This window comes from Caballeronia ptereochthonis, from assembly GCF_001545075.1.
Taxonomy (GTDB): domain Bacteria; phylum Pseudomonadota; class Gammaproteobacteria; order Burkholderiales; family Burkholderiaceae; genus Caballeronia; species Caballeronia ptereochthonis.
In genome coordinates this window covers 1-20923 of record NZ_FCOB02000046.1, presented here as the reverse complement: position 1 = coordinate 20923, position 20923 = coordinate 1, and the positions used below count along the sequence as shown (strand labels likewise).

Annotated in this window: 21 protein-coding genes; 10 read left to right on the top strand and 11 right to left on the bottom strand. The window is 64.7% G+C overall.

The genetic code is table 11. From position 1 onward, the window contains the following. Positions 1 to 100 precede the first annotated feature (100 nt). From AWB83_RS32370 to AWB83_RS32355, 4 genes are all read left to right on the top strand, one after another. A complete protein-coding gene (locus tag AWB83_RS32370) occupies positions 101 to 1012 on the top strand; it encodes a cytochrome C assembly family protein (RefSeq protein ID WP_087049709.1) in 912 nt (303 codons plus the stop codon). A 30-nt stretch (positions 1013 to 1042) separates the two neighbouring features. Then, positions 1043 to 1381 (top strand): PP0621 family protein, encoded by a 339-nt coding sequence (locus AWB83_RS32365; protein WP_087049708.1) that lies wholly within the window; start codon positions 1043 to 1045, stop codon positions 1379 to 1381. Continuing rightward, complete coding sequence (gene ampD / locus AWB83_RS32360; RefSeq protein WP_087049707.1) at positions 1378 to 1992, top strand: 1,6-anhydro-N-acetylmuramyl-L-alanine amidase AmpD; 615 nt, start codon at positions 1378 to 1380, stop codon at positions 1990 to 1992. Before AWB83_RS32365 ends, ampD begins: the two co-directional genes overlap by 4 nt. A gap of 584 nt (positions 1993 to 2576) precedes the next feature. Beyond that, on the top strand, positions 2577 to 5588 hold the full coding sequence (locus AWB83_RS32355) for a ribonucleoside-diphosphate reductase subunit alpha (protein ID WP_087049706.1): 3012 nt from the start codon (positions 2577 to 2579) through the stop codon (positions 5586 to 5588). A gap of 122 nt (positions 5589 to 5710) precedes the next feature. Here AWB83_RS32355 and AWB83_RS32350 read toward each other — a convergent pair whose 3' ends face one another. Beyond that, on the bottom strand, positions 5711 to 7108 hold the full coding sequence (locus AWB83_RS32350) for an MFS transporter (RefSeq protein ID WP_087049705.1): 1398 nt from the start codon (positions 7106 to 7108) through the stop codon (positions 5711 to 5713). 122 nt (positions 7109 to 7230) lie between these two features. Here AWB83_RS32350 and AWB83_RS32345 point away from each other — a divergent pair, with 122 nt between their 5' ends. The 4 genes from AWB83_RS32345 to AWB83_RS32325 all read left to right on the top strand — a co-directional run bounded on the left by AWB83_RS32345 (position 7231) and on the right by AWB83_RS32325 (position 10558). Beyond that, on the top strand, positions 7231 to 7443 hold the full coding sequence (locus AWB83_RS32345) for a DUF3820 family protein (RefSeq protein WP_087049704.1): 213 nt from the start codon (positions 7231 to 7233) through the stop codon (positions 7441 to 7443). A gap of 717 nt (positions 7444 to 8160) precedes the next feature. Continuing rightward, complete coding sequence (locus tag AWB83_RS32335; protein WP_087049702.1) at positions 8161 to 9426, top strand: ribonucleotide-diphosphate reductase subunit beta; 1266 nt, start codon at positions 8161 to 8163, stop codon at positions 9424 to 9426. A 103-nt stretch (positions 9427 to 9529) separates the two neighbouring features. Next, the gene (locus AWB83_RS37445) at positions 9530 to 9859 is read left to right on the top strand and encodes a hypothetical protein (protein ID WP_087049701.1); all 330 of its coding nucleotides are present in this window, start codon (positions 9530 to 9532) and stop codon (positions 9857 to 9859) included. Between the two features lie 30 nt (positions 9860 to 9889). Then, a complete protein-coding gene (locus tag AWB83_RS32325) occupies positions 9890 to 10558 on the top strand; it encodes a histone H1-like DNA-binding protein (RefSeq protein WP_087049700.1) in 669 nt (222 codons plus the stop codon). Positions 10559 to 10806: 248 nt separating this feature from the next. Here AWB83_RS32325 and AWB83_RS32320 read toward each other — a convergent pair whose 3' ends face one another. The 10 genes from AWB83_RS32320 to AWB83_RS32275 all read right to left on the bottom strand — a co-directional run bounded on the left by AWB83_RS32320 (position 10807) and on the right by AWB83_RS32275 (position 19137). After that, positions 10807 to 11286 carry an outer membrane lipoprotein gene (locus AWB83_RS32320; protein ID WP_087049699.1) on the bottom strand — a complete coding sequence of 160 codons (480 nt, stop codon included), beginning with the start codon at positions 11284 to 11286 and terminating at the stop codon, positions 10807 to 10809. A gap of 17 nt (positions 11287 to 11303) precedes the next feature. Then, complete coding sequence (locus AWB83_RS32315) at positions 11304 to 12242, bottom strand: carbohydrate kinase family protein (RefSeq protein WP_087049698.1); 939 nt, start codon at positions 12240 to 12242, stop codon at positions 11304 to 11306. Positions 12243 to 12355: 113 nt separating this feature from the next. After that, entirely contained in the window at positions 12356 to 12856 is a 501-nt protein-coding gene (gene tpx / locus AWB83_RS32310) for a thiol peroxidase (protein ID WP_087049697.1), read from the bottom strand. Between the two features lie 146 nt (positions 12857 to 13002). After that, positions 13003 to 14355, bottom strand: a complete 1353-nt coding sequence (locus AWB83_RS32305) for a zinc-ribbon and DUF3426 domain-containing protein (RefSeq protein ID WP_087049696.1) — start codon at positions 14353 to 14355, stop codon at positions 13003 to 13005. Between the two features lie 50 nt (positions 14356 to 14405). After that, entirely contained in the window at positions 14406 to 15308 is a 903-nt protein-coding gene (gene prmA, locus AWB83_RS32300; RefSeq protein WP_087049695.1) for a 50S ribosomal protein L11 methyltransferase, read from the bottom strand. A 23-nt stretch (positions 15309 to 15331) separates the two neighbouring features. Then, a complete protein-coding gene (accC, locus tag AWB83_RS32295; RefSeq protein WP_087049694.1) occupies positions 15332 to 16699 on the bottom strand; it encodes an acetyl-CoA carboxylase biotin carboxylase subunit in 1368 nt (455 codons plus the stop codon). Positions 16700 to 16900: 201 nt separating this feature from the next. Next, the gene (gene accB, locus AWB83_RS32290) at positions 16901 to 17374 is read right to left on the bottom strand and encodes an acetyl-CoA carboxylase biotin carboxyl carrier protein (protein WP_087049693.1); all 474 of its coding nucleotides are present in this window, start codon (positions 17372 to 17374) and stop codon (positions 16901 to 16903) included. A 74-nt stretch (positions 17375 to 17448) separates the two neighbouring features. Beyond that, the gene (locus AWB83_RS32285) at positions 17449 to 17718 is read right to left on the bottom strand and encodes a hypothetical protein (RefSeq protein WP_143750140.1); all 270 of its coding nucleotides are present in this window, start codon (positions 17716 to 17718) and stop codon (positions 17449 to 17451) included. Between the two features lie 205 nt (positions 17719 to 17923). Further along, positions 17924 to 18472 (bottom strand): TlpA family protein disulfide reductase, encoded by a 549-nt coding sequence (locus AWB83_RS32280; RefSeq protein ID WP_087049691.1) that lies wholly within the window; start codon positions 18470 to 18472, stop codon positions 17924 to 17926. Between the two features lie 17 nt (positions 18473 to 18489). After that, the gene (locus AWB83_RS32275; protein ID WP_087049690.1) at positions 18490 to 19137 is read right to left on the bottom strand and encodes a UDP-N-acetylmuramate--alanine ligase; all 648 of its coding nucleotides are present in this window, start codon (positions 19135 to 19137) and stop codon (positions 18490 to 18492) included. Positions 19138 to 19335: 198 nt separating this feature from the next. Between AWB83_RS32275 and mpl the strand changes: the two genes are divergently transcribed. Continuing rightward, positions 19336 to 20745 (top strand): UDP-N-acetylmuramate:L-alanyl-gamma-D-glutamyl-meso-diaminopimelate ligase, encoded by a 1410-nt coding sequence (gene mpl / locus AWB83_RS32270; RefSeq protein ID WP_096059407.1) that lies wholly within the window; start codon positions 19336 to 19338, stop codon positions 20743 to 20745. Next, positions 20742 to 20923: YqiA/YcfP family alpha/beta fold hydrolase (locus AWB83_RS32265; protein WP_279629105.1), on the top strand; the 182-nt coding region annotated here is incomplete at its 3' end. The genes mpl and AWB83_RS32265, both read left to right, overlap by 4 nt.

Below are 20923 nucleotides of genomic sequence, written 5' to 3'. Positions count from 1 at the left end.
CCCTTTTTCAACGCAATTTGATACGCCGACCCGCGCGCCGCCCCGCGTTGTCGCAAGGGGGAAAACGTCGCGATTCAGGGGCCTAGTGTAAACTTCGAACATGGATATTGTACTGTATGCCCTCACTGCGCTTCTCTACGGCGGACTCGCCGTGGCGGGCTGGCGCGCGCATCGTCACACGGCCGTGGAGCCGGCGCTGGCGGGCGTGCCTTCGGGCATTGCGACGGCGCCGGCGCCGAAATCGAAGGCGTCCGGAATGAGCGGCGTCGGTCGAGCTCTATTATTAATAGCGTTGCTCGTGCACGGCGTCCTCCTGCACACCACGATCTTCCCCCAGAACGCGATGATCTTCGGCTTCGCGTTCGCGCTCTCCGCGATGTTCTGGCTCGGCGCGGGCATCTACTGGATCGAGAGCTTCTTCTTCCCGCTCGACGGCCTGCGTCTGCTCGTGCTGCCGCTCGCGTGCATCGCATCGCTGCTGCCACTCGTGTTCGGCGGCGTGCGCGTGCTGTCGTATTCGGCCGCGCCGATGTTCAAGCTGCACTTCCTGATCGCCAATATCGCGTACGGGCTTTTTGCGATCGCCGCGCTGCACGCCGTGCTCATGCTGATGCTCGAGCGCCGTCTGCAGCGCATGCGCGGGCTGGCGACGCGTCATACCGGCAATGGCTGGCTCGCGAGCTGGCTCGATACGCTGCCGCCCCTCCTGACCCTCGAAAAGCTGCTGTTCCGTCTGATCGCGGCGGGCTTCGTGCTGCTCACGCTCACGCTCGTGTCGGGCATCGCGTTCAACGAGCAACTGGTCGATCGTGCGCTGCGCTTCGACCACAAGACCGTGTTCGCCTTCCTGTCCTGGCTGATGTTCGGCGCATTGCTCACCGCGCGCCGCCTCTCCGGCTGGCGCGGACGCGCCGCGTTGCGCTGGGTGCTGGCCTCGTTCGCCGCGCTGCTGCTCGCGTATGTGGGCAGCCGCTTCGTGTTCGAAGTGCTGCTGCATCGCGCGGTCGTCTGAGCGGGCGCACTCCAACCCGACATTGAACCGATGCGAAATTTCTTCTTCCTGATCGTCCTGTTCTTCCTGAGCCAGTGGCTCCTGAAGAAGCTGCGCCGCGCGAACGAGCGCGTGCCGCACGACGCATCCGACGCCCGGACGGCGGGCAGCGCGACTGCCGGCGGCGCCAGCGGCGCGCGGCGCGCGCGCAACGGCAATGGCGCCGCCACGGATAGCGCACCGCAGCTCGCCGACCCGCTCATCCGCTGCGCGCAATGCGGCGTGCACACGCCGCGCAGCGAGTCGATCGTCGTGGCGGGCGAGCGCTTCTGCTGCGCCGATCACGCGCGTGCTCACGCGAGCCGCCCGACCGGCCGCGACGCCCGATGAACACCCTGCACGTCCCGCAGGTCAGCAGGCCGCGCGATCCGCACATCGACGGGCAAGGCTGGCTCACGAGCGCGAAGCGCCTGCCGTCGCCGAACTTCGAGGCGCGGCCGGACAGCGCGGTGCCGACGCTCATCGTCGTGCACAACATCAGCCTGCCGCCCGACGACTTCACGACGAACGCCATCGCGGACTTCTTCCTCAACCAGCTCGATCACGACGCGCATCCGTACTTCGATCATCTGCGCGGCATGCGCGTGTCGGCGCACTTCGTGATTCGCCGCGACGGCACGATCGAGCAGTTCGTCTCATGCGATGAACGCGCGTGGCACGCAGGCGTCTCGTCGTTCTTCGGACGCGAGCGCTGCAACGACTTCTCGATCGGCATCGAGCTCGAAGGCAGCGATCGCGTGCCTTTCGAAGACGCGCAATACGCCGCGCTTGCCGCGCTCGTGCGCATCGTCGTGAAGCGCTATCCGATCGACGCGGTGGCCGGGCACTCCGACATTGCGCCGGGCCGCAAGACCGATCCCGGCCCTCACTTCGAGTGGCCGCGCCTGCGTCACGACAGCGCGTTGCCGCCTTCCTTCTTCCCGTTTCAGTCCGCGAACTGAGCAACATCTGAGCGCCGCGTAAGGTCTTTCTCGCTGCGGTGCAGCAGCGTCGCGCGCAAGGCCTTGCCGCGCTTCGCGATAGCAAAAGTCAACCCCGCAACGGCAATCGTCAAGCAAATAAAACTTTTTGAGACTGTGCGGATGTCCACTATACTTGGTGCCGACAGACGTACTTTGCACTAGATCTTGTGTTGTTGAGGCGGCGCCCGCTCCGATGAGCCGGCGCCGTCGGCTTTCCGGCGTAGGAGAAGTTTGGCTGGCCCGGGGCGGTGTGCGAGGCGGTTTCTTCCGCCAGGGAAAGAGACCTCGAGCGCATCGAGCGCCAGCGAGCAGCACCGTGAAGAAGCATGCAAGTGAAGGGGAGTTGCGTCGATCGACACCGTGCGCCAACGCGGGCACCGCATGAGACGCCAAGAACGATGCGGGCCGACATCGCCGCGATTCGAATTCCGAGCCTGCTGCATTCACAGCCCGGCTTTACCGCCAAAACACCGCGCGAGTGTCATGACGATCTCGTGATGCGCGCGGCATAAGTGATAAATCCGCGGACCATCCGCACCATTCGAACACCAGGAGTTTTGCACATGCAAACCACCGAAAACGCCACGACTTCCTTCGAAGGCGCATCCGCACTGCCGACGGGCGGTGCGCAAGCCGCGGGCGCCCAGGCGCTCGCGCCGAACACGACGTTTGCCGACTACAAAGTCATCCGTCGCAACGGGAGCGTGGTGTCGTTCGAGCCGACGAAGATCGCGATCGCCGTGACCAAGGCGTTCATCGCCGTAAACGGCGGCCAGGGCGCCGCTTCCGCGCGCGTGCGCGAGCTCGTCGAGCAGCTGACGCAAGCGGTCGTGCGCGCGCTCGTGCGCAGCCGTCCGCACGGCGGCACATTCCATATCGAAGACATTCAGGATCAGGTCGAACTCGCGCTGATGCGCGGCGGCGAGCATAACGTCGCGCGCGCCTACGTGCTGTATCGCGAAAAGCGCACGCAGCAGCGCGAGCAGGAGCGCGGCCACGCACAGAAGGGGCAGTCGCACGAAGGCGCCGTCAACGTGACGGACAACGGCGTCACGCGCCCGCTCGACCTCGAAGCGCTCAAGGCGCTGATCGTCTCCGCTTGCGCGAATCTGGGCGACGCGGTTTCCGCCGACCCGATCGTCGCCGAAACGGTGAAGAACCTGTACGACGGCGTGCCGATGAGCCAGGTCTACGACTCGGCCATTCTCGCCGCGCGCACGATGATCGAAAAGGACCCGGCGTACAGCCAGGTCACCGCGCGCATCCTGCTGCACACGATCCGCCGCGAAATTCTCGAAGAAGAAGTGACGCAAGCCGAAATGGGCGAGCGCTACGCCGAATACTTCCCGCTGTTCATCAAGCGCGGCGTCGAAGCCGGCCTGCTCGACGACAAGCTGCAACAGTTCGACCTCAAGCGCCTGGGCGCCGCGCTGGACGCGAACCGCGACCTGCAGTTCGGCTACCTCGGCCTGCAGACGCTGTACGACCGCTACTTCCTGCACGTCGACGGCACGCGCATCGAGCTGCCGCAGGCATTCTTCATGCGCGTCGCGATGGGCCTGTCGCTCAACGAGATCGACCGTGAAGCGCGCGCGATCGAGTTCTATCAGGTGCTGTCGTCGTTCGACTTCATGTCCTCGACGCCGACGCTGTTCAACTCGGGCACGCACCGCTCGCAGCTGTCGTCGTGCTATCTGACGACCGTCGCCGACGACCTCGACGGCATCTACGAGGCGCTGAAGGAAAACGCGCTGCTCTCGAAGTTCGCGGGCGGCCTCGGCAACGACTGGACGCGCGTGCGCGCCCTCGGCTCGCACATCAAGGGCACGAACGGCAAGTCGCAAGGCGTGGTGCCGTTCCTGAAGGTGGTGAACGACACGGCGGTGGCCGTGAACCAGGGCGGCAAGCGCAAGGGCGCGGTGTGCGCGTACCTGGAGTCGTGGCACCTCGACATCGAGGAATTCCTCGAGCTGCGCAAGAACACGGGCGATGACCGTCGCCGCACGCACGACATGAACACGGCGAACTGGATTCCCGACCTGTTCATGAAGCGCGTGATGGAAGGCGGCGACTGGACGCTGTTCTCGCCGTCCACCTGCCCGGACCTGCACGACCTGTTCGGCGCGGACTTCGAAAAGGCGTACACGGCTTACGAAGAGAAAGCCGCGCGCGGCGAGATCAAGCTGTTCAAGAAGATTCCGGCGGCGCAACTCTGGCGCAAGATGCTCGGCATGCTGTTCGAGACCGGCCATCCGTGGATCACGTTCAAGGATCCGTGCAACGTCCGCTCGCCGCAGCAGCACGTGGGCGTCGTGCACTCGTCGAACCTGTGCACGGAAATCACGCTGAACACGAGCGACACGGAAATCGCCGTGTGCAATCTCGGCTCGGTGAACCTCGTCGCGCACATGGTCAAGCAGGCCGACGGCACCTACGCGCTGGATCACGCGAAGCTCAAGCGCACCATCAGCGTGGCGATGCGCATGCTCGACAACGTCATCGACATCAACTACTACGCGGTGCCGAAGGCGCGTAACTCGAACCTGAAGCATCGCCCGGTCGGCATGGGCATCATGGGCTTCCAGGACTGCCTGCACCTGCTGCGCACGCCGTACGCGTCGCCGGAAGCCGTCGAGTTCGCGGATCGCTCGATGGAAGCCGTCTGCTACTACGCCTACTACGCGTCGACGGAACTGGCGGAAGAGCGCGGCCGCTACTCGAGCTACCGCGGCTCGCTGTGGGATCGCGGCATCCTCCCGCAGGATTCGCTGAGGCTGTTGGCCGACGCGCGTGGCGGCTACGTCGAAGTCGACGCCTCGGAGTCGATGGACTGGCCCGCGCTGCGCTCGCGCATCTCGACGCACGGCATGCGCAACTCGAACTGCGTGGCGATCGCGCCGACGGCGACGATTTCCAACATCATCGGCGTGTCGGCGTGCATCGAGCCGACCTTCCAGAACCTGTACGTGAAGTCGAACCTGTCGGGCGAATTCACGGTCGTGAACGACTACCTCGTGCGCGATCTGAAGGCCCGCGGCCTGTGGGACGAAGTCATGGTGTCGGATCTGAAGTACTTCGACGGCACGCTCTCGCGCATCGACCGCATCCCGGCCGACCTGCGCGCGATCTACGCGACGGCCTTCGAAGTCGATCCGAAGTGGCTCGTGGAAGCGGCGGCACGCCGTCAGAAGTGGATCGATCAGGCGCAGTCGCTGAACATCTACATGGCGGGCGCGTCGGGCAAGAAGCTCGACGAGGTCTACAAGCTCGCATGGGTGCGCGGCCTCAAGACCACGTACTACCTCCGCACGATGGCGGCGACGCACGTCGAGAAGTCGACGGTCGCGCACGGCGCGCTGAACGCGGTGCCGTCGGGCGACAGCGGTTCCGGCGCGAGCGGAAGCTTCGGTGGTGGCGTGAGCGGCGGCGCGTCGGCTGCGGGCAACGGCGGCTTCAACGCCGCGGCTGCGAGCGCACCGGCGGTCGAGGCAGCACCCGCGCCGGAAGCGGACGGCCCCGTGTGCATGATGCGTCCGGGCGACCCGGGCTTCGACGAGTGCGAGGCTTGCCAGTAAAGATCGGTTGAGCCGGTCCTGCGGGCCGGCATCGGAGCAGCGTATCGCTCCGGTGCCGGCCCGTTTGTTTTGCTGCGCGTTCGGTCAGATAGAACGTCGAACGCGTCGGGAGAGAAAGGGCCTCAGCCGCGCGTGCCGCGCGAGATCTCCGTTCCGGCGTCGTGCGCGAGGCGCGCGGTGATCGGCATCGAGATGAAGGAGAACAGCCCGACGACGACGAACGCGGGCCAGAAGTCGGACCATTGCACGCTCGCATGGCCGTTCAGATACTGCGAGAGCTCGAGCGTGATGCCCGCAACCGTCACGCCGAGACCGAGCGATACCTGCTGCACGAAGCTCGCGAGGCTGGTCGCGCGGCCGACGTCGCGCGTTTCGATTTCCGCATACGCGAGCGAGTTGAGGCTCGTGAACTGCAACGCGGGGAAGAAGCCGCCGAGCAGCACGACGGTCCAGATCACCCAGGTCGGCGTGCCGGGAAAGAACGTGCCGCACGCCGCAATGGCGATGCCGGACAGCGCGGCGTTGTAGAAGAGCGTCTGCCGGAAGCCGAAGCGATGCAGCACGCGCGAGGCGAGCGAGCGCATGAACATGCCGCCGAACGCGGACGCGCAGGTAATCGCGCCGGACTTGAAGGCGGTCATGCCGAGGCCTTCCTGGAGCGCGAGCGGCAGAAGGAAGGGCACGGCGCCCAAGCCGATGCGGAACATCGAGCCGCCGAGGACGCTGGCCTGGAAGGTCGGCACGCGGAAGAAGCGCAGGTCGAGCAGCGGCTTCTCGGCGCGGCGCGCGTGCACGCAGTAGAGCGCGACCATCAGCGCGCCGGCGGCGCACATCGCATAGGCCGTGCCTTGCGGGATCAGTTCGCCGCCGACGAGCGAGAGGCCGAGCAACAGCAGCACGCCCGCGCTCGCCGAGAGGAAGAAGCCGAACCAGTCGAGCCGGCCCGGATGTTCCTCGTGCGAATTGGCGATGTAACGGTTGGTCAGCCAAATGCCGGCGATGCCGATCGGAATGTTGATGAAGAAGATCAGGCGCCAGTGCAGATAGGTCGTGATGAAGCCGCCGAGCAGCGGCCCGACGGCTGGTCCGAGCATTGCGGGCACGGAGAGATAGTTCATCGCGCGAATGAACTCGGAGCGTCGCACCGAGCGGAAGATGATGATGCGGCCGACCGGCACCATCATCGCGCCGCCGACGCCCTGGATGAACCGCGCGACGGTGAACGGTCCGAGCGAGGTGGACGCCGCGCAGAGCAGCGAGCCGACGACGAAGATGCCGATGGCCGTGCGGAACACGACGCGTGCGCCGAAGCGGTCGGCGACCCAGCCGCAGATCGGAATGAAGACGCCGAGCCCGAGCACGTAGCTCGTGACGGCGACTTTCAACGTGACGGGATCGCGTCCGAAGGCGCGCGCCATTTCGGGAATCGCGGTGACGATGACGTTGGCGTCGACGCTTTCCATGAACATCGCGCACGCGACGATGAGAGGGGCGATGAAAGCTTTGACGGCAAGCGGCATGGTGATTCGCGATCGACTCTTGGCGGCAAGAGCGGCGATTATGGCACCGATATGGAGCAATCGCTGAGTGTTTGAGTCTCGCAGCGTGGTGCGATGAACATTGAACGACGAGTGAGGAAGAGATGGATCCGCAAGACCTGCAACGTCTCGTCACGCAGACGATGCCCTATGGCAAGTACAAGGACCGGCTCATCGCCGATCTGCCTGGCCACTATCTCGCGTGGTTCGCGCGTGAGGGTTTTCCTGAGGGCAAGCTGGGCGCGCTGCTCTCGTTGATGCATGAGATCGACCACAACAACCTGCGCTCGCTGCTCGATCCTCTGAGAGGCCGCTGAGGGCTTGCACGGCGGCTTTCATGGTGAGACGGATGGTCGCGTAAACACGCAATAGGTTGTATTCGTGAGAATTTCAAGCACAAGATATTGTGGAAATGCGAGACGCCGAATGCTAAACTGCGTCAACGAATTCGAAGCGCGCGGCAGGCGGGAAAGCTCGATTGAGGTGTCTTCGCGAGCGCGTTTCGAACGAAGCGAAGTGCGTTGGATGACACGCATCGAAGGTCATCGAAGAGGACGAGCGAACGTGGCAAGACATCACGCGAGTCGATCGTTTCTCGACGCATGTTTTGCATCGCATCGAGTGTCGTCGAGAGACATCGATCGATGAGCGAAGCGAACCACGCTTCGATGCGTTGATGATCGAGCGCGCAGCATCGGGCCGATGTTCGCAGCGAAGCAAGTCGCGCTTCGCACCGCGCATGGCGCTCCGGCCGCAGAGCCTTATGCGGCAAGGCTTTCGAGGCGGCGATGAAGTCCGCTCGAAGCGCAGTCGAAGCAAGTTGCGGTGGCTTCGAAGTCACTCGATGAGGACCGCTTCACACACGTTTCCATGGATGTCGCATCAAGCTTCACACACGAAGCGAAGAGCCGAGTGTTGTATGCAGGTAGCAACGTCGAATCTAAATCGCAAGAAAACGAGAATTTTCATGAGCAAACTCTTTTAACGCTCATGAAAAGATGGTACAAACCGATCTAAATTGATGGTGAGAATTTATGCTCAACTGGGATGACGAGACCACTGCCGTAGCTCCCTCGAGCGCTTCGCAACAGAACGCGTTGCGTCACGCTCAAGGCACGACTTTCGGTACGCAGGGCGCAACGCAATTTGCGCACGCTCATCAAGCTGCCCATCAGACTGCTCAGGCGAACACGAACAACATCTTCTCCGATGGCTTCGTTCCGCCGGCAGCCGCCAATCCTGCAACGGCCGCGTCCGCCGGCGCCATCGCCGCTCCGAGCGAAGCGCGCGTCAACGTCGCCGACAAGCGCATCATCAACGGCAAGACCGACGTCAATCAGCTCGTCCCGTTCAAGTACAAGTGGGCGTGGGAGAAGTACCTCGCCGGCTGCGCGAACCACTGGATGCCGCAGGAAGTGAACATGTCGCGCGACATCGCCCTCTGGAAAGATCCGAACGGTCTGTCCGACGACGAGCGCCGCATCGTCAAGCGCAACCTTGGCTTCTTCGTCACCGCCGACTCGCTCGCCGCGAACAACATCGTGCTCGGCACGTACCGTCACATCACCGCTCCGGAGTGCCGCCAGTTCCTGCTGCGCCAGGCTTTCGAAGAGGCGATCCACACGCACGCGTACCAGTACATCGTCGAATCGCTGGGTCTCGACGAGAGCGAAATCTTCAACGCGTACCACGAGGTCAAGTCGATCCGCGACAAGGACGAGTTCCTCATTCCGTTCATCCAGACGCTGACCGACCCGGCCTTCACCACCGGCACGCTGGAAGCGGACCAGAAATTGCTGAAGTCGTTGATCGTGTTCGCCTGCATCATGGAAGGGCTGTTCTTCTATGTAGGCTTCACGCAGATTCTGGCGCTGGGTCGCCAGAACAAGATGACGGGCGCGGCGGAGCAGTATCAGTACATCCTCCGCGACGAGTCGATGCACTGCAACTTCGGCATCGACCTCATCAACCAGATCAAGCTGGAAGAGCCGCAACTGTGGACCGCCGAATTCAAGGCCGAGATCCGCGAGCTCTTCAAGCAGGCTGTCGATCTTGAATATCGCTACGCTGAAGACACCATGCCGCGCGGGGTTCTCGGCCTGAATGCGTCGATGTTCAAGAGCTACTTGCGCTTCATCTGCAACCGGCGTTGCCAGCAGATCGGGCTTGACCCGCTCTTCCCGAACGAGGAAAACCCGTTCCCGTGGATGAGCGAAATGATCGACTTGAAGAAGGAACGCAACTTCTTCGAGACACGCGTGATTGAGTATCAAACCGGCGGCGCGCTGACTTGGGAATAATAAAAATCCAGGACGTGTTGCAGACGAAATCGATGGGACGGTCGGGCAGCTGCGTGTCGCTCACGCGCGCCCGACCGACAAGGTTTAGGAGAACGGTCGCCTGATGCAAAGTGCGCCTACTGACTTGGCGGGCCGAGTGGCTCGAATAGAAGACAGGCGTTTTGCGATCCCCGAAAGGGGATGGGCAAACTTCCCCCCGGAAAATGCCGGCGACAAGCTCGCCGGCTCGATCAAGCGATGGCCGGCGCCGCGAAGATGCGGTGCTGACTCAATTTGGCGCGCGGTGCCTCGGGGCACGGCGCGCCTTGCCGTATTCATTAGCGTAAGCAGGTGGGATCAGCGTACGCCGATGAATAATCCGCTTCGTAGCGTGCGCTGTCGAGAAGGCGACACGTGGGAAGCGGGTTTTGACGAAGGGTGTTGTTTGAACTGACTCTCATCCGAAAACCTGAAGGAGAAAACCATGGCAGTTGCCAAGAAAAAACCCGCCGCCAAGAAGGCTGCAGCGAAGAAAGTCACCGCCAAGAAGGCCGCTCCGGCGAAGAAGGTCGCAGCGAAGAAGGTTGCTGTGAAGAAGGTCGCCGCGAAGAAGGTTGCCGCTAAGAAGGTTGCGGCGAAGAAGGTTGCAGCCAAGAAGGTCGCTGCGAAGAAAGTGGCAACCAAGAAAGTCGCTGCGAAGAAAGTAGCGGCGAAGAAGGTCGCCGCAAAGAAGGTTGCAGCGAAGAAGGCGCCCGCGAAGAAGGCAGCAGCGAAGAAGACGGCAGCCAAGAAGGTCGCGACCAAGAAGGTAGCGGCGAAGAAGGCCGCGGCCAAGAAGGCGCCTGCGAAGAAGGCAGCCGCGAAGAAGGCGCCTGCGAAGAAGGCGGCGGCGAAGAAGGGCGCTGCGAAAAAGGCTCCTGCGAAAAAGGCGGCTGCGAAATCCGCAGCCGCTGCGCCTGCTCCCGCTGCGAAAAAGGCCCCCGCGAAAAAGGCTCCGGCCAAGAAGGCCGCTGCTGCGAAGAAGACCACGGCTGCTGCTCCTGCAACGACGGCAACGACCGTATCGGCGCCTGCTCCGGCACCGGCCGCTGCGGTCAAGACGGCGTTGAACCCGGCAGCGGCATGGCCGTTCCCGACGGGCAGCCGTCCGTAAGTTCTCGCGGTAAGCGACACTCAGGCACACACGATGTGCCTTTAGCCCGGGTAGTCCTACCCGGCCTGAACCCGTCGCCGGCGCAATCCCGGCGGCGGGTTTTTCGTTTCGGCGAACGAATTTCCCGCGCGCGGGAGGCTGGGCGGAAGCACGCAAAGAAAAAGCGCATGTATCTTTCGATACATGCGCTCGTGTGTCGAAACAGATGCCCGCCTTGCGGTGCGGTGTCTATTCCTCCGCTGAATGCGTCAGTGCGTGACGCGCGTGACGCCGCCGCTCGACAGCAGACGCACTCGCTCGCCCGCCTGGAACACTTCGCCGTTCGCGGTTTGAGTGATCGCGCGCAGATCGCCGTTGTCCAGACGCACGGTGATCTCGAGCCCGTTCTTCATCGCGACGTTGTTCTCGACGGCGTTGCCCGCGACCGCGCCCGCCAGGCCGCCGATGATGCCCGCGATGATCGAACCATTGCCGCCGCCGATCGCGCTCGCCGCCGCGACGCCGCCCAGCGCGCCGCCGCCGATCGTGCCGAGACCGGTCGGCTGACCGTTGTTCGAACTGATCTTCACGCCGCGCACGCTTTCGACGGTCGCCATGCGAACCGTTTCCTCGCGCTGCGCCTGCGACGCCGTGTAGACGTCGGGCGAACTGCTGTTGTAGGCACAGCCCGTCATCGCCACTGAGCCGGCGAGCGCCGCCGCCAGCACGATACGACTAACCGTTTTCATACTCTTACTCCAAATCATCACGACAGGCTGGTTCCGAATGCCTGCTGGTAACGCTCTTCAATTTCGGCGCGCGTCGGCGCGTAGGTTTGTGGCCCCTGATGCTCGATTTTCAATGCGCCCATCAGGCTCGCGAGACGCCCCGTCTTTTCCCAGCCAAGCTCGTTTTCGATGCCGTAGAGAAGGCCGCCGCGGAATGCGTCGCCGCAACCGGTGGGATCGACCACCTGCCGCGCCTTGACGGCCGGCACTTCCAGCACGCCGTCTTCATGATAGATCTGCGCGCCGTGTTCTCCGCGCGTGATCACGAGCGCCTTGATGCGGCTCATGATGTCTTCGATCGACCATCCGGTCTTGTTGCTCAACAACTTGGCTTCGTAGTCGTTGACCGCCACGTAGGTGGCAAGTTCAATCATGCGACAAAGCTCTACACCTTCAAGAATAGGCAATCCCTGACCCGGATCGAACACGAACGGCACGCCCGCGCGGGCGAATCCTTCGGCGTGCTCGCGCATGCCTTGGGCGCCGTCGGGGGCGACGATGCCGAGCGTGATGCCCTGCGCTTCGTCGGCGCGATTCAGGTGCGATTCCATCATCGCGCCGGGGTGGAACGCGGTGATCTGATTGTTCGCGAGGTCGGTCGTGATGAAGCACTGCGCCGAGTGCTGATCGGGCAGCACGCGCACGTATTGCTTCGACAGGCCGAGCGCGTCGAGCCGGTCGATGTAGAGCTGCGCGTCCGCCGCGCCGAGCGTGGCCATGATCTTCGCGTCGCCGCCGAGCAGCTTGAGCGCATAGGCGATGTTGCCCGCGCAGCCGCCGAAGTTGCGCCGCATCGTCGGCACCAGGAAGCTGATGTTCAGCATGTGCACCTGGTCCGGCAGGATGTGGTCGCCGAAGCGGCCCTGGAAGGTCATGATGTTGTCGTAGGCGAGCGAGCCGCAGATGAGCGTAGCCAAGGCGAACGTCCTTATCGTTAGGAGCCTGGAAAGGGAAGGCGCATACGGCGCGCGGCGAAGCCGGTTGCCGCGCCTCGTATGCGCGGGCCGCCAGCCGCGCGGCCCGACCGGTGTTACTTCAGCGAGGCGAGCGCCGCGTCGTAGTTCGGCTCGTTCTTGATTTCCGACACGAGTTCCGAGTGCAGCACCTTGTTGTTCTCGTCCAGCACGACGACCGCGCGCGCCGTCAGGCCCTTGAGCGGGCCGCTCGTCACGTCGACGCCATATGCTTGCGCGAACTCGTGGCCGCGGAAGGTCGAAGCGGTCACCACGTTCGCGATGCCTTCGGTCGTGCAGAAGCGCTTCGCGGCGAACGGCAGATCGCCCGAGACGACCACGACCACGGTGTTGTCCAGCTTGGCCGCGGCTTCGTTGAATTTGCGCGTCGAGGTGGCGCAGGTCGGTGTGTCGAGGCTCGGCACGATGTTCAGCACCTTGCGCTTGCCGGCGAAGCTCGCGAGTTTGACGTCGCCGAGGTCCGCGCCGACGAGCGTGAACTCGGCCGCCTGCTGTCCCTTGCCCGGGAACGTGCCGCTTACGTCGATGGGATTGCCGCCGAGGGTAACTTGACTCATGTTGCGCTCCAGAGAATTGTCAGATGCTGACGGGAAAATCGCGCGTGACTAACCCTGAGGGCCGTGACGCGCGTCGTATGGAACAGGGGCCAGGCGCCTTTCGCGCGCCGGGCCGTGCGAGGCGGAAGCCCCGCGCCTGCCCGCGATCACGGATAAAAGACCTGAACCCGGTAATTCGCGGCGACCGCATCGCCCGTATCGAGCCGGACGACGACCGGCTGCGCGCTTTGCGGCGGAAGGCCGATGGCGAATATCGTACCCGGTCGCGCGTAATCCTGCGGCCAAAGCACCCGGCGGATCGCGACATTGTTCTTGTCGTCGAGGAGCGTGAGTTCGAGCGCAGGATAAGCAAGCGCGACGTCCTTGCGATTGCGCAGCGACAGCTTCAGCTCGAGCTTGTGCGGGCCATCGACCTGGCGCAGGCCGGAGCTCTCGATCTGCAATCCGTCGATGTCGCGCGGCGGCGAGATCGTGCAGCCGAGCTCGTCGCACACGTCCGAGTAGAGGGCATGTGCACCGGGGACATTGACCATCACGATTTCGCGCTGCCACCACGCGAGCTGCACGACGAGCAGCAACGCCAGCAGCACTGCGACGAGGGTCCCCACGATGCGCCTGCCTTTGCTCTTGTCCTTGCGCGAAGCCGCGGGCGGGCGCGATTCGCGGGTCGCGGGAAACGCTTCGTTGGCGCTTGCCGGACGCGCGCCGCCGGGCGGCCTGCCGCCGAAGCCGGGCTCGGCCTCGTCGCGCCACGCGGGTGCGGCGGGCGGCTCCGGCGCGGGGCGCGCGGGCGGCGGCGTGTCGGCCGGTCGCTGCGCCGGACCGATGAAAGGCTCGGCGCGATCGTCGAGCCGATCCGCGAAGGGCGGAGCGGGCGGTTCGACGGGCGGCGCATCCGCTCTGGCTTGCGCGGGTTTCGCGAGATCGGGTTGCGGCGCGCCCACGCGGATGAATTGCTTCATGCGCGGTGGTTCCACAGGCTCGGCGGAAGGTTCGTTTGCCGCGTCCGCCTGCCCGGGAGGCGTGACGTCGTTGCGCGGCGGCGTCGCGTGCGTCTGCGCGGATGCGTCGGCAAACGAGGGCGCGTTCGCGTAGACGGTGCGATCGGCGTCTTCGTCGGGGCTGACGCTGACTGGCGGAGACGGTGGAGGAGAAGGGGGCGCATCGACGCGCCTGGCCGGCCCCGACGCGCCGAGGTCGAGCGTGCGCGGTGCGAATGGCTTTGGCTTTAGCGGCGCCTCGGACGTCGCGGCGGCAGCGGCAGCCGGAGCGGCGCCGGAGCTCGTCGAGGGGCCGACTGCGGCCTCGTCGTCGATGATCGCGGCATGCTGGGCGACGTTCGGCGCGGCCGTTTCCTCCGGAAGCTCGAAGCGATGATGCGCGGCGTCGAAAACTTCCTGGCAGTGCCCGCAGCGCACGCGGCCGTCATGGGGCGCGAGCAGGTGCGGGTCGAGCTTGAATACGGTTTCGCAGTGAGGGCAGCGGGTTGCCAGCGCCATATAAGAATTGCCGTTGGCCCGAAGGCCTGTTCGTGGACGATGGCGCTATTTTAATGACTTTCGCGCCGGGTTCCCGCAAGGCACACCCAGCCTTCGTGCTCGCGCCAGACGCCGATGTCGATCCATTTCGCATAGGCCGCCGCAACCTCGTCGGCCTGCCGTGCGAGCACGCCCGAGAGCGCGATCCTGCCGCCCGGCTTCACCTTCGCGGAAAGCATCGACGCCATTAGCTTGAGCGGATTCGAGAGAATGTTCGCGACGACGATGTCGAACTCGCCGGCGGGACATTCACCGGGCAATCCGTAGGTCACTTCGGCGCGATTGCGCTCGCTGTTCTGCCGCGCGGATTCCACCGCCTGCGGGTCGATGTCGATGCCAAAGACGGGGTCCGCGCCGCATTTCTTCGCAAGAATCGCGAGGATGCCTGAGCCGCAGCCGTAATCCAGCAGCGACTGTCCGGGACCGACCGATTGCTCCAGCCATTCCATGCACAGCCGCGTGGTCGGATGGCTGCCGGTGCCGAACGCGAGACCGGGATCGAGCTCGAGCACGAGCGCGTCCGGATCGGGTGCGTCATGCCACGAAGGCACGACCCAGATGCGCTCGCCGATGGAGATCGGATCGAACTGGGCTTGCGTCAGGCGCACCCAGTCCTGCTCCTCGACCTCGCGCACCGTGAACGCGGGCGTCGCGTCGAGTCCGACCTCGTTCGCGGCGGCCGCGAGCAGCACGGCCGGATCGGCTTCCTCGGCGAGCAGCGCGACGACGCGCGAGCGCTTCCACGCGCTTTTTTCGGGCACGAGACCCGGCTCGCCGAAGAGCGGCTGCTCGTCGGGCGTATCGGCGTCGGCGTCCTCGACGGACACCGACAGCGCTCCGACTTCGAGCAGCGCATCCGACAGCGCTTCCGCGTGCTCACGGTCCAGTTCGGCGATCAGTTCCCGGTAACTCATGCTCTCGTCTCGTTCCCTTGCGCTTACGACTCTTCGGCCACTGCCGCCTGACGCGCGGCCAGCTTGTTCTCGAGATAGTGGATGCTCGTGCCGCCTTCGACGAACTTCGCGTCGATCATCAGCTCGCGATGCAGCGGGATGTTGGTCTGGATGCCTTCCACGACCATCTCCGACAACGCGATGCGCATGCGGTTGATCGCCTGCTCGCGCGTCGCGCCATAGGCGATGAGCTTGCCGATCATCGAATCGTAGTTCGGCGGGACGAAATAGCCATTGTAGGCGTGTGAATCGACGCGGATGCCGGGGCCGCCCGGCGTGTGCCACGACGTGATGCGTCCCGGCGACGGCGTGAACTTGAACGGATCTTCCGCGTTGATGCGGCATTCGATCGCGTGGCCGCGGAACTGGATGTCCTTCTGGCGGATCGAGAGTTTCTCGCCGGCGGCGATGCGGATCTGCTCCTGCACGATGTCGACGCCCGTGATGAGCTCCGTCACCGGATGCTCGACCTGCACCCGCGTGTTCATTTCGATGAAGTAGAACTCGTTGTTCTCGTACAGGAATTCGAACGTGCCCGCGCCGAGATAGCCCATCTTCTTGCACGCGTCGGCGCAGCGGTCGCCGATGCGCTCGATCAGCCGCCGCGCGATGCCCGGCGCCGGCGCTTCCTCGATCACTTTCTGGTGACGGCGCTGCATCGAGCAGTCGCGCTCGCCGAGCCAGATCGCGTTGCGGAACGAATCCGACAGCACCTGAATCTCGATGTGGCGCGGATTCTCGAGAAACTTCTCCATGTACACCTGCGGGTTGCCGAAGGCGCGGCCCGCTTCCTCGCGCGTCATGTTGACCGCGTTGACGAGCGCCGCTTCGGTGTGCACCACGCGCATGCCGCGCCCGCCGCCGCCGCCCGCCGCCTTGATGATGACCGGGTAGCCGATCGTGCGGGCAATCTTCACGATTTCGCGCGGATCGTCCGGCAACGCGCCTTCCGAACCCGGCACGCACGGCACGCCGGTCTTGATCATCGTCTGCTTGGCGGTGACCTTGTCGCCCATCAGGCGAATGGTCTCGGGACGCGGCCCGATGAACGTGAAGCCGGATTGCTCGACGCGCTCGGCGAAATCCGCGTTTTCGGAGAGGAAGCCGTAGCCGGGATGGATCGCCTCGGCGTCGGTGACTTCGGCGGCGCTGATGAGCGCCGGCATGTTCAGGTAAGAGAGATTGGAGGGCGCCGGGCCGATGCACACGGCTTCATCGGCGAGCTTGACGTACTTGGCTTCCTTGTCGGCTTCCGAGTAGACGACGACTGTCTTGACGCCCAGCTCGCGGCACGCGCGCTGGATGCGAAGCGCGATTTCGCCGCGGTTCGCAATGAGAATTTTTTCAAACATGGTGGTGGGTCGGCTCATCAACGGGCTCGCGCGAGCGGCCCTCGGGGATCCAATCGGCGGCGCGCGCTCTTCGTTCGGACGATGTCCGCGACGAGGCGCGCGCACGAGGCGCGATGCCGGACGGCGGGAGCGAGAAGCGCGCGTTCAATGTGCGAACGGTGCGAACGACTGCGAAGGCGGCGCATCCGGCGCGAGGACGCGTCAGTCGCCGATCACGAAGAGCGGCTGGCCGTACTCGACCGCCTGGCCGTTCTCGACGAGGATTTCCTTCACGATGCCGGACTTGTCCGATTCGATCTCGTTCAAGAGCTTCATCGCTTCGATGATGCAGAGGGTCTGGCCTTCCTTCACCGTATCGCCGACCTGCACGAACGGGTCCGCGCCCGGCGACGGCGCGCGGTAGAACGAGCCGACCATCGGCGAGGTCACGACATGGCCTTGCGGCGCGGCGGCGGCGGGCGTCGCGGCGCCCGGCGCGCCCGCTTCGCCCGGTGCGGCGAAGTGCGGCGCGGCCGGAGCCTGGACTTGCGGTATGTATTGCTGCGGCGCCTGCATGTAGACGGGCGCCGCGTTCTTGACGATGCGAACCTTGCCTTCGCCTTCCGTCACTTCCAGCTCCGAGATGCCGGATTCCGAGACGAGGTCGATCAGCGTTTTCAGTTTACGAAGGTCCATCGAAAAATCCCCTTTCAATACTTGGAGACCGGGGTGGCCCGGCACTTGACTTGATTTGTGGGTGTTCTGATTGCTCAGCCGCGAGCCGGCGCGGCCAGCCGTCCGACGCGCGCGTGTCCGGCGCGCCCTGCCGCGCCCGAACATGCGCCGACGGGGAATGCGGCGGCAGAATCGATCGGCACGCGAAGCGCGTTCATGTCGAACGCGCCGGCGTGGTCGTTTTGAAGCGCGCGCCCGAACGGCATGCACATGACGGTTCCGGATGCCGCGCGGCGGCCGGCACCGGTTTCACGGGTGTCGGACTCGACGGCAAGGCAGCCTTGCGGCACCGGCAGAGTAGTCATGGTGGCTTCGGGTTGTGCGGAATTGGGCGCACTTTAGCGCCGTTTAGAGAATTTTGTCTAGTTTTACCGTGCGGACGGTTCCGAATGTACGGGACAATTTACCGTTTGCCTGGAATCAATACGTCGAAATTCATGCAAGATCGCCGTAATACACCTTAACTCGCAGCTTACTTAGGGCATTACGCAGACTGCGGACAGCCAATTATTACAGGCTGTCGAGGATATGCTTGAGCTCCGTCGGGTTCACTTCGCCCAATTTTGTCGAACGAACCGCGCCCTTCGAGTCGATCACGACGGTGAACGGCAAGCCGCCCGCGTTGTTGCCGAAGCTGCGCGCAAGGTCCGCGCCGCCGAATCCGGTCACGTAGACGGGATAGGCGACCGGCACCTTTTGCAGGAAGTCGTTCACGTTCTTTTCGCTGTCCACGCCGAGCCCGATGAACGTGATGCCTTTCTTCTCGTATTCGCGCTGCATGGCGGAAAGCGTCGGCATTTCCTTGACGCATGGCCCGCACCACGACGCCCAGAAATTCACGACGACCGGCTTGCCCTTGAACGCGGCGAGCGGCTGCGACGTGCCCGCGGCGCCCGGCGGCGTGGCCTTCCACAATTGCTCGACGGCGTTGCCCGAGCCGGCGCCGGGCTGCGTCGCCGCCACGGTGTCGCCGCCGTTGAAGACGTGGCCTGCATAGAAGCCGCCAACCGTCGCGGCGACCGCCACCACGAGGGCCGCCAGAATGCGTGTAGTGTTCATGAGCGTCCGGAAGAAGGTCAGCCGCCGATTTCCAGCGGCGGTGAATCGGGATGATCGAGCAGCGAGCGCACCGCCGCGGCGTTCGCGCGGGCGAGACGGCCGCGGCCGTCGGCGCGCACGGCGCCGCGCAGATCATCGGTGCCGTAGAGCGCGATATGCACGCCGATCGGCTCTTCTCCGCGCGCGCGATGCAGAAAGCTCAAGGTTTCGACGTAGCCGCGCCCGGCGAAATGCCGCGTCTCCGACACGTCGTACTGCACGTTCGCGTTCAGCAGGTAAATCGCGACTTCCTTCGGATTGTCGCAGAAGCATTGCAGGTGGATGTCCGAATGCTCACCCGCCGTGCCGTTGAGCACCGCGCCCGTCAGATACGGATCGAAGGGCTTCAGGCGCTCCATCCAGTCGAGCGCGGCCTCGCGCATGCGGCGCAGCACGGCCGGCTGGCTGTCGCTCTGGAAAATCGCCTGATACTCGCGGATTTCCTCTTCGATCTGATCGTTATCAGGCAGGAACTCGCCGCCGATCTTCGCCTCGCCGACCACCTGACGCGCGGCCTTGCGCTTCGCGGTGGAGTAGTCGAGACCGTCCTCGGCGATCATCCTCGCAGCGGCGATGGCGATTTCCTCGCGCACGCGCTGCGGATCGAAATGTGATTTGCGAACCATCCCGAAATCATACTAGATAACGCCAGGCGGCCTTTCCGCCCGCAGCTCGACATGCGGCGCGATCCGCTGCCGCGCGCGCAAGAGGGCTTAGCCTGCTCGGTTACAATATGCGCCTTCAGGCGCTTTCCTGCACGGGTTGATCCCAAGGCGCCGTTCCTGTTTTCCGCACTTCATCGCCCGCGCGGCGCGACACGGTTTATGCACATCCACATCCTCGGCATCTGCGGCACCTTCATGGGCGGACTCGCCGTCCTGGCGCGCGAAGCGGGCCACAAGGTCACCGGCTGCGACGCGGGCGTTTATCCGCCGATGAGCACGCAGCTCGAAGCGCAGGGCATCGAGCTGATCGAAGGCTACGGCGTCGAGCAGCTCGCGCTCGAGCCGGATCTGTTCGTCATCGGCAACGTGGTGACGCGCGGCAATCCGCTGATGGAGGCGATCCTCGACCGCGGCCTGCCGTATACGTCCGGCCCGCAATGGCTCGGCGAGCACGTGCTGGCCGGCAAATGGGTGCTGGCGGTTGCGGGCACGCACGGCAAGACCACGACGAGCTCGATGCTCGCGTGGCTCCTCGAAGACTCGGGCATGAACCCGGGCTTCCTCATCGGCGGCGTGCCGCTCAACTTCGGCATTTCGGCGCGGCTCACCGATTCCAGCTTCTTCGTCATCGAAGCCGACGAATACGACACCGCGTTCTTCGACAAGCGCTCGAAGTTCGTCCACTATCGCCCGCGCACCGCGGTGCTCAACAATCTCGAATTCGATCACGCCGACATCTTTCCCGATCTCGCCGCGATCGAAACGCAATTCCATCATCTGGTGCGCACGGTGCCCGGTGTCGGCCGCATCGTCACGAACGGGCGCGAGGCCGCACTCGAACGCGTGCTCACGCGCGGCTGCTGGTCGGGCGTCGAGCGCTTCGGCGTGGAAGGCGGCTGGCAGGCGCTGCCCGCGGCCGATGGCGCGCCCGTCGACGAGCAGTTCGCCGTGTATTGGGAAGGCGAGCGCCAGGGCGTCGTCGATTGGCAGGTGCAGGGCGAGCACAATCGCATGAACGCGCTCGCGGCGATCGCGGCGGCGCGCTCGGTCGGCGTGCCGGCGGCGCAGGCGGTGAAGTCGCTTTCGGGCTTTCGCAACGTCAAGCGGCGCATGGAAGTGAAGGGCAGCGTGGACGGCGTCACCGTCTACGACGACTTCGCGCATCATCCGACCGCGATCGAAACGACGGTCGCGGGACTGCGCACGCGCATCGGCGATGGCCGGGACGGCCATGTCCGCATCCTCGCCGTGCTGGAGCCGCGCTCGAACACGATGAAGCTCGGCACGATGAAGGCGCAGCTGCCCGCCAGTCTCGCGGACGCCGATCTGGTTTTCGGCTACGGCGCGCGCGAAGGCCGCGACAAGCTCGGCTGGGATCTCGCCGAGGCGCTGTCTCCGCTCGGCGACAAGGCGCGGGCGTTCAACGAAATCGAACCGCTGGTGAAAGCGGTCACGGCCGCCGCGCGCCCGGGCGACCACGTGCTCGTGATGAGCAACGGCGGCTTCGGCGGCGTTCACCAGAAACTGCTCGACGCGCTGTCGGCGCGTGGCGCAGGAGGACATTCGTGATTCTCTATCTGCACGGCTTTCGCTCTTCTCCCCAATCGTTCAAGGCGCGCGTGATGCACGCGCGTCTCGCGGAACTCGGGCGGCTCGGCGAATGGCAGTGCCCGACGCTGCCGGTGTCGCCCTTCGATGCCGTCGCGCTGGCGGAGTCGCTCGCGGCGGCCCAGCAGAAGAGCTGTCT

Coding starts and splice junctions, on each gene's coding strand:
- AWB83_RS32370 (WP_087049709.1), top strand. CDS start 101: ATGGATATTGTACTGTATGCCCTCACTGCGCTTCTCTACGGCGGACTC.
- AWB83_RS32325 (WP_087049700.1), top strand. CDS start 9,890: ATGGCAGTTGCCAAGAAAAAACCCGCCGCCAAGAAGGCTGCAGCGAAG.
- AWB83_RS32335 (WP_087049702.1), top strand. CDS start 8,161: ATGCTCAACTGGGATGACGAGACCACTGCCGTAGCTCCCTCGAGCGCT.
- AWB83_RS32280 (WP_087049691.1), bottom strand. CDS start 18,472: ATGAACACTACACGCATTCTGGCGGCCCTCGTGGTGGCGGTCGCCGCG.
- AWB83_RS32365 (WP_087049708.1), top strand. CDS start 1,043: ATGCGAAATTTCTTCTTCCTGATCGTCCTGTTCTTCCTGAGCCAGTGG.
- tpx (WP_087049697.1), bottom strand. CDS start 12,856: ATGAGTCAAGTTACCCTCGGCGGCAATCCCATCGACGTAAGCGGCACG.
- AWB83_RS32320 (WP_087049699.1), bottom strand. CDS start 11,286: ATGAAAACGGTTAGTCGTATCGTGCTGGCGGCGGCGCTCGCCGGCTCA.
- accC (WP_087049694.1), bottom strand. CDS start 16,699: ATGTTTGAAAAAATTCTCATTGCGAACCGCGGCGAAATCGCGCTTCGC.
- AWB83_RS32355 (WP_087049706.1), top strand. CDS start 2,577: ATGCAAACCACCGAAAACGCCACGACTTCCTTCGAAGGCGCATCCGCA.
- accB (WP_087049693.1), bottom strand. CDS start 17,374: ATGGACCTTCGTAAACTGAAAACGCTGATCGACCTCGTCTCGGAATCC.
- ampD (WP_087049707.1), top strand. CDS start 1,378: ATGAACACCCTGCACGTCCCGCAGGTCAGCAGGCCGCGCGATCCGCAC.
- mpl (WP_096059407.1), top strand. CDS start 19,336: ATGCACATCCACATCCTCGGCATCTGCGGCACCTTCATGGGCGGACTC.
- AWB83_RS32345 (WP_087049704.1), top strand. CDS start 7,231: ATGGATCCGCAAGACCTGCAACGTCTCGTCACGCAGACGATGCCCTAT.
- AWB83_RS37445 (WP_087049701.1), top strand. CDS start 9,530: ATGCAAAGTGCGCCTACTGACTTGGCGGGCCGAGTGGCTCGAATAGAA.
- AWB83_RS32350 (WP_087049705.1), bottom strand. CDS start 7,108: ATGCCGCTTGCCGTCAAAGCTTTCATCGCCCCTCTCATCGTCGCGTGC.
- AWB83_RS32305 (WP_087049696.1), bottom strand. CDS start 14,355: ATGGCGCTGGCAACCCGCTGCCCTCACTGCGAAACCGTATTCAAGCTC.
- AWB83_RS32285 (WP_143750140.1), bottom strand. CDS start 17,718: ATGACTACTCTGCCGGTGCCGCAAGGCTGCCTTGCCGTCGAGTCCGAC.
- AWB83_RS32275 (WP_087049690.1), bottom strand. CDS start 19,137: ATGGTTCGCAAATCACATTTCGATCCGCAGCGCGTGCGCGAGGAAATC.
- prmA (WP_087049695.1), bottom strand. CDS start 15,308: ATGAGTTACCGGGAACTGATCGCCGAACTGGACCGTGAGCACGCGGAA.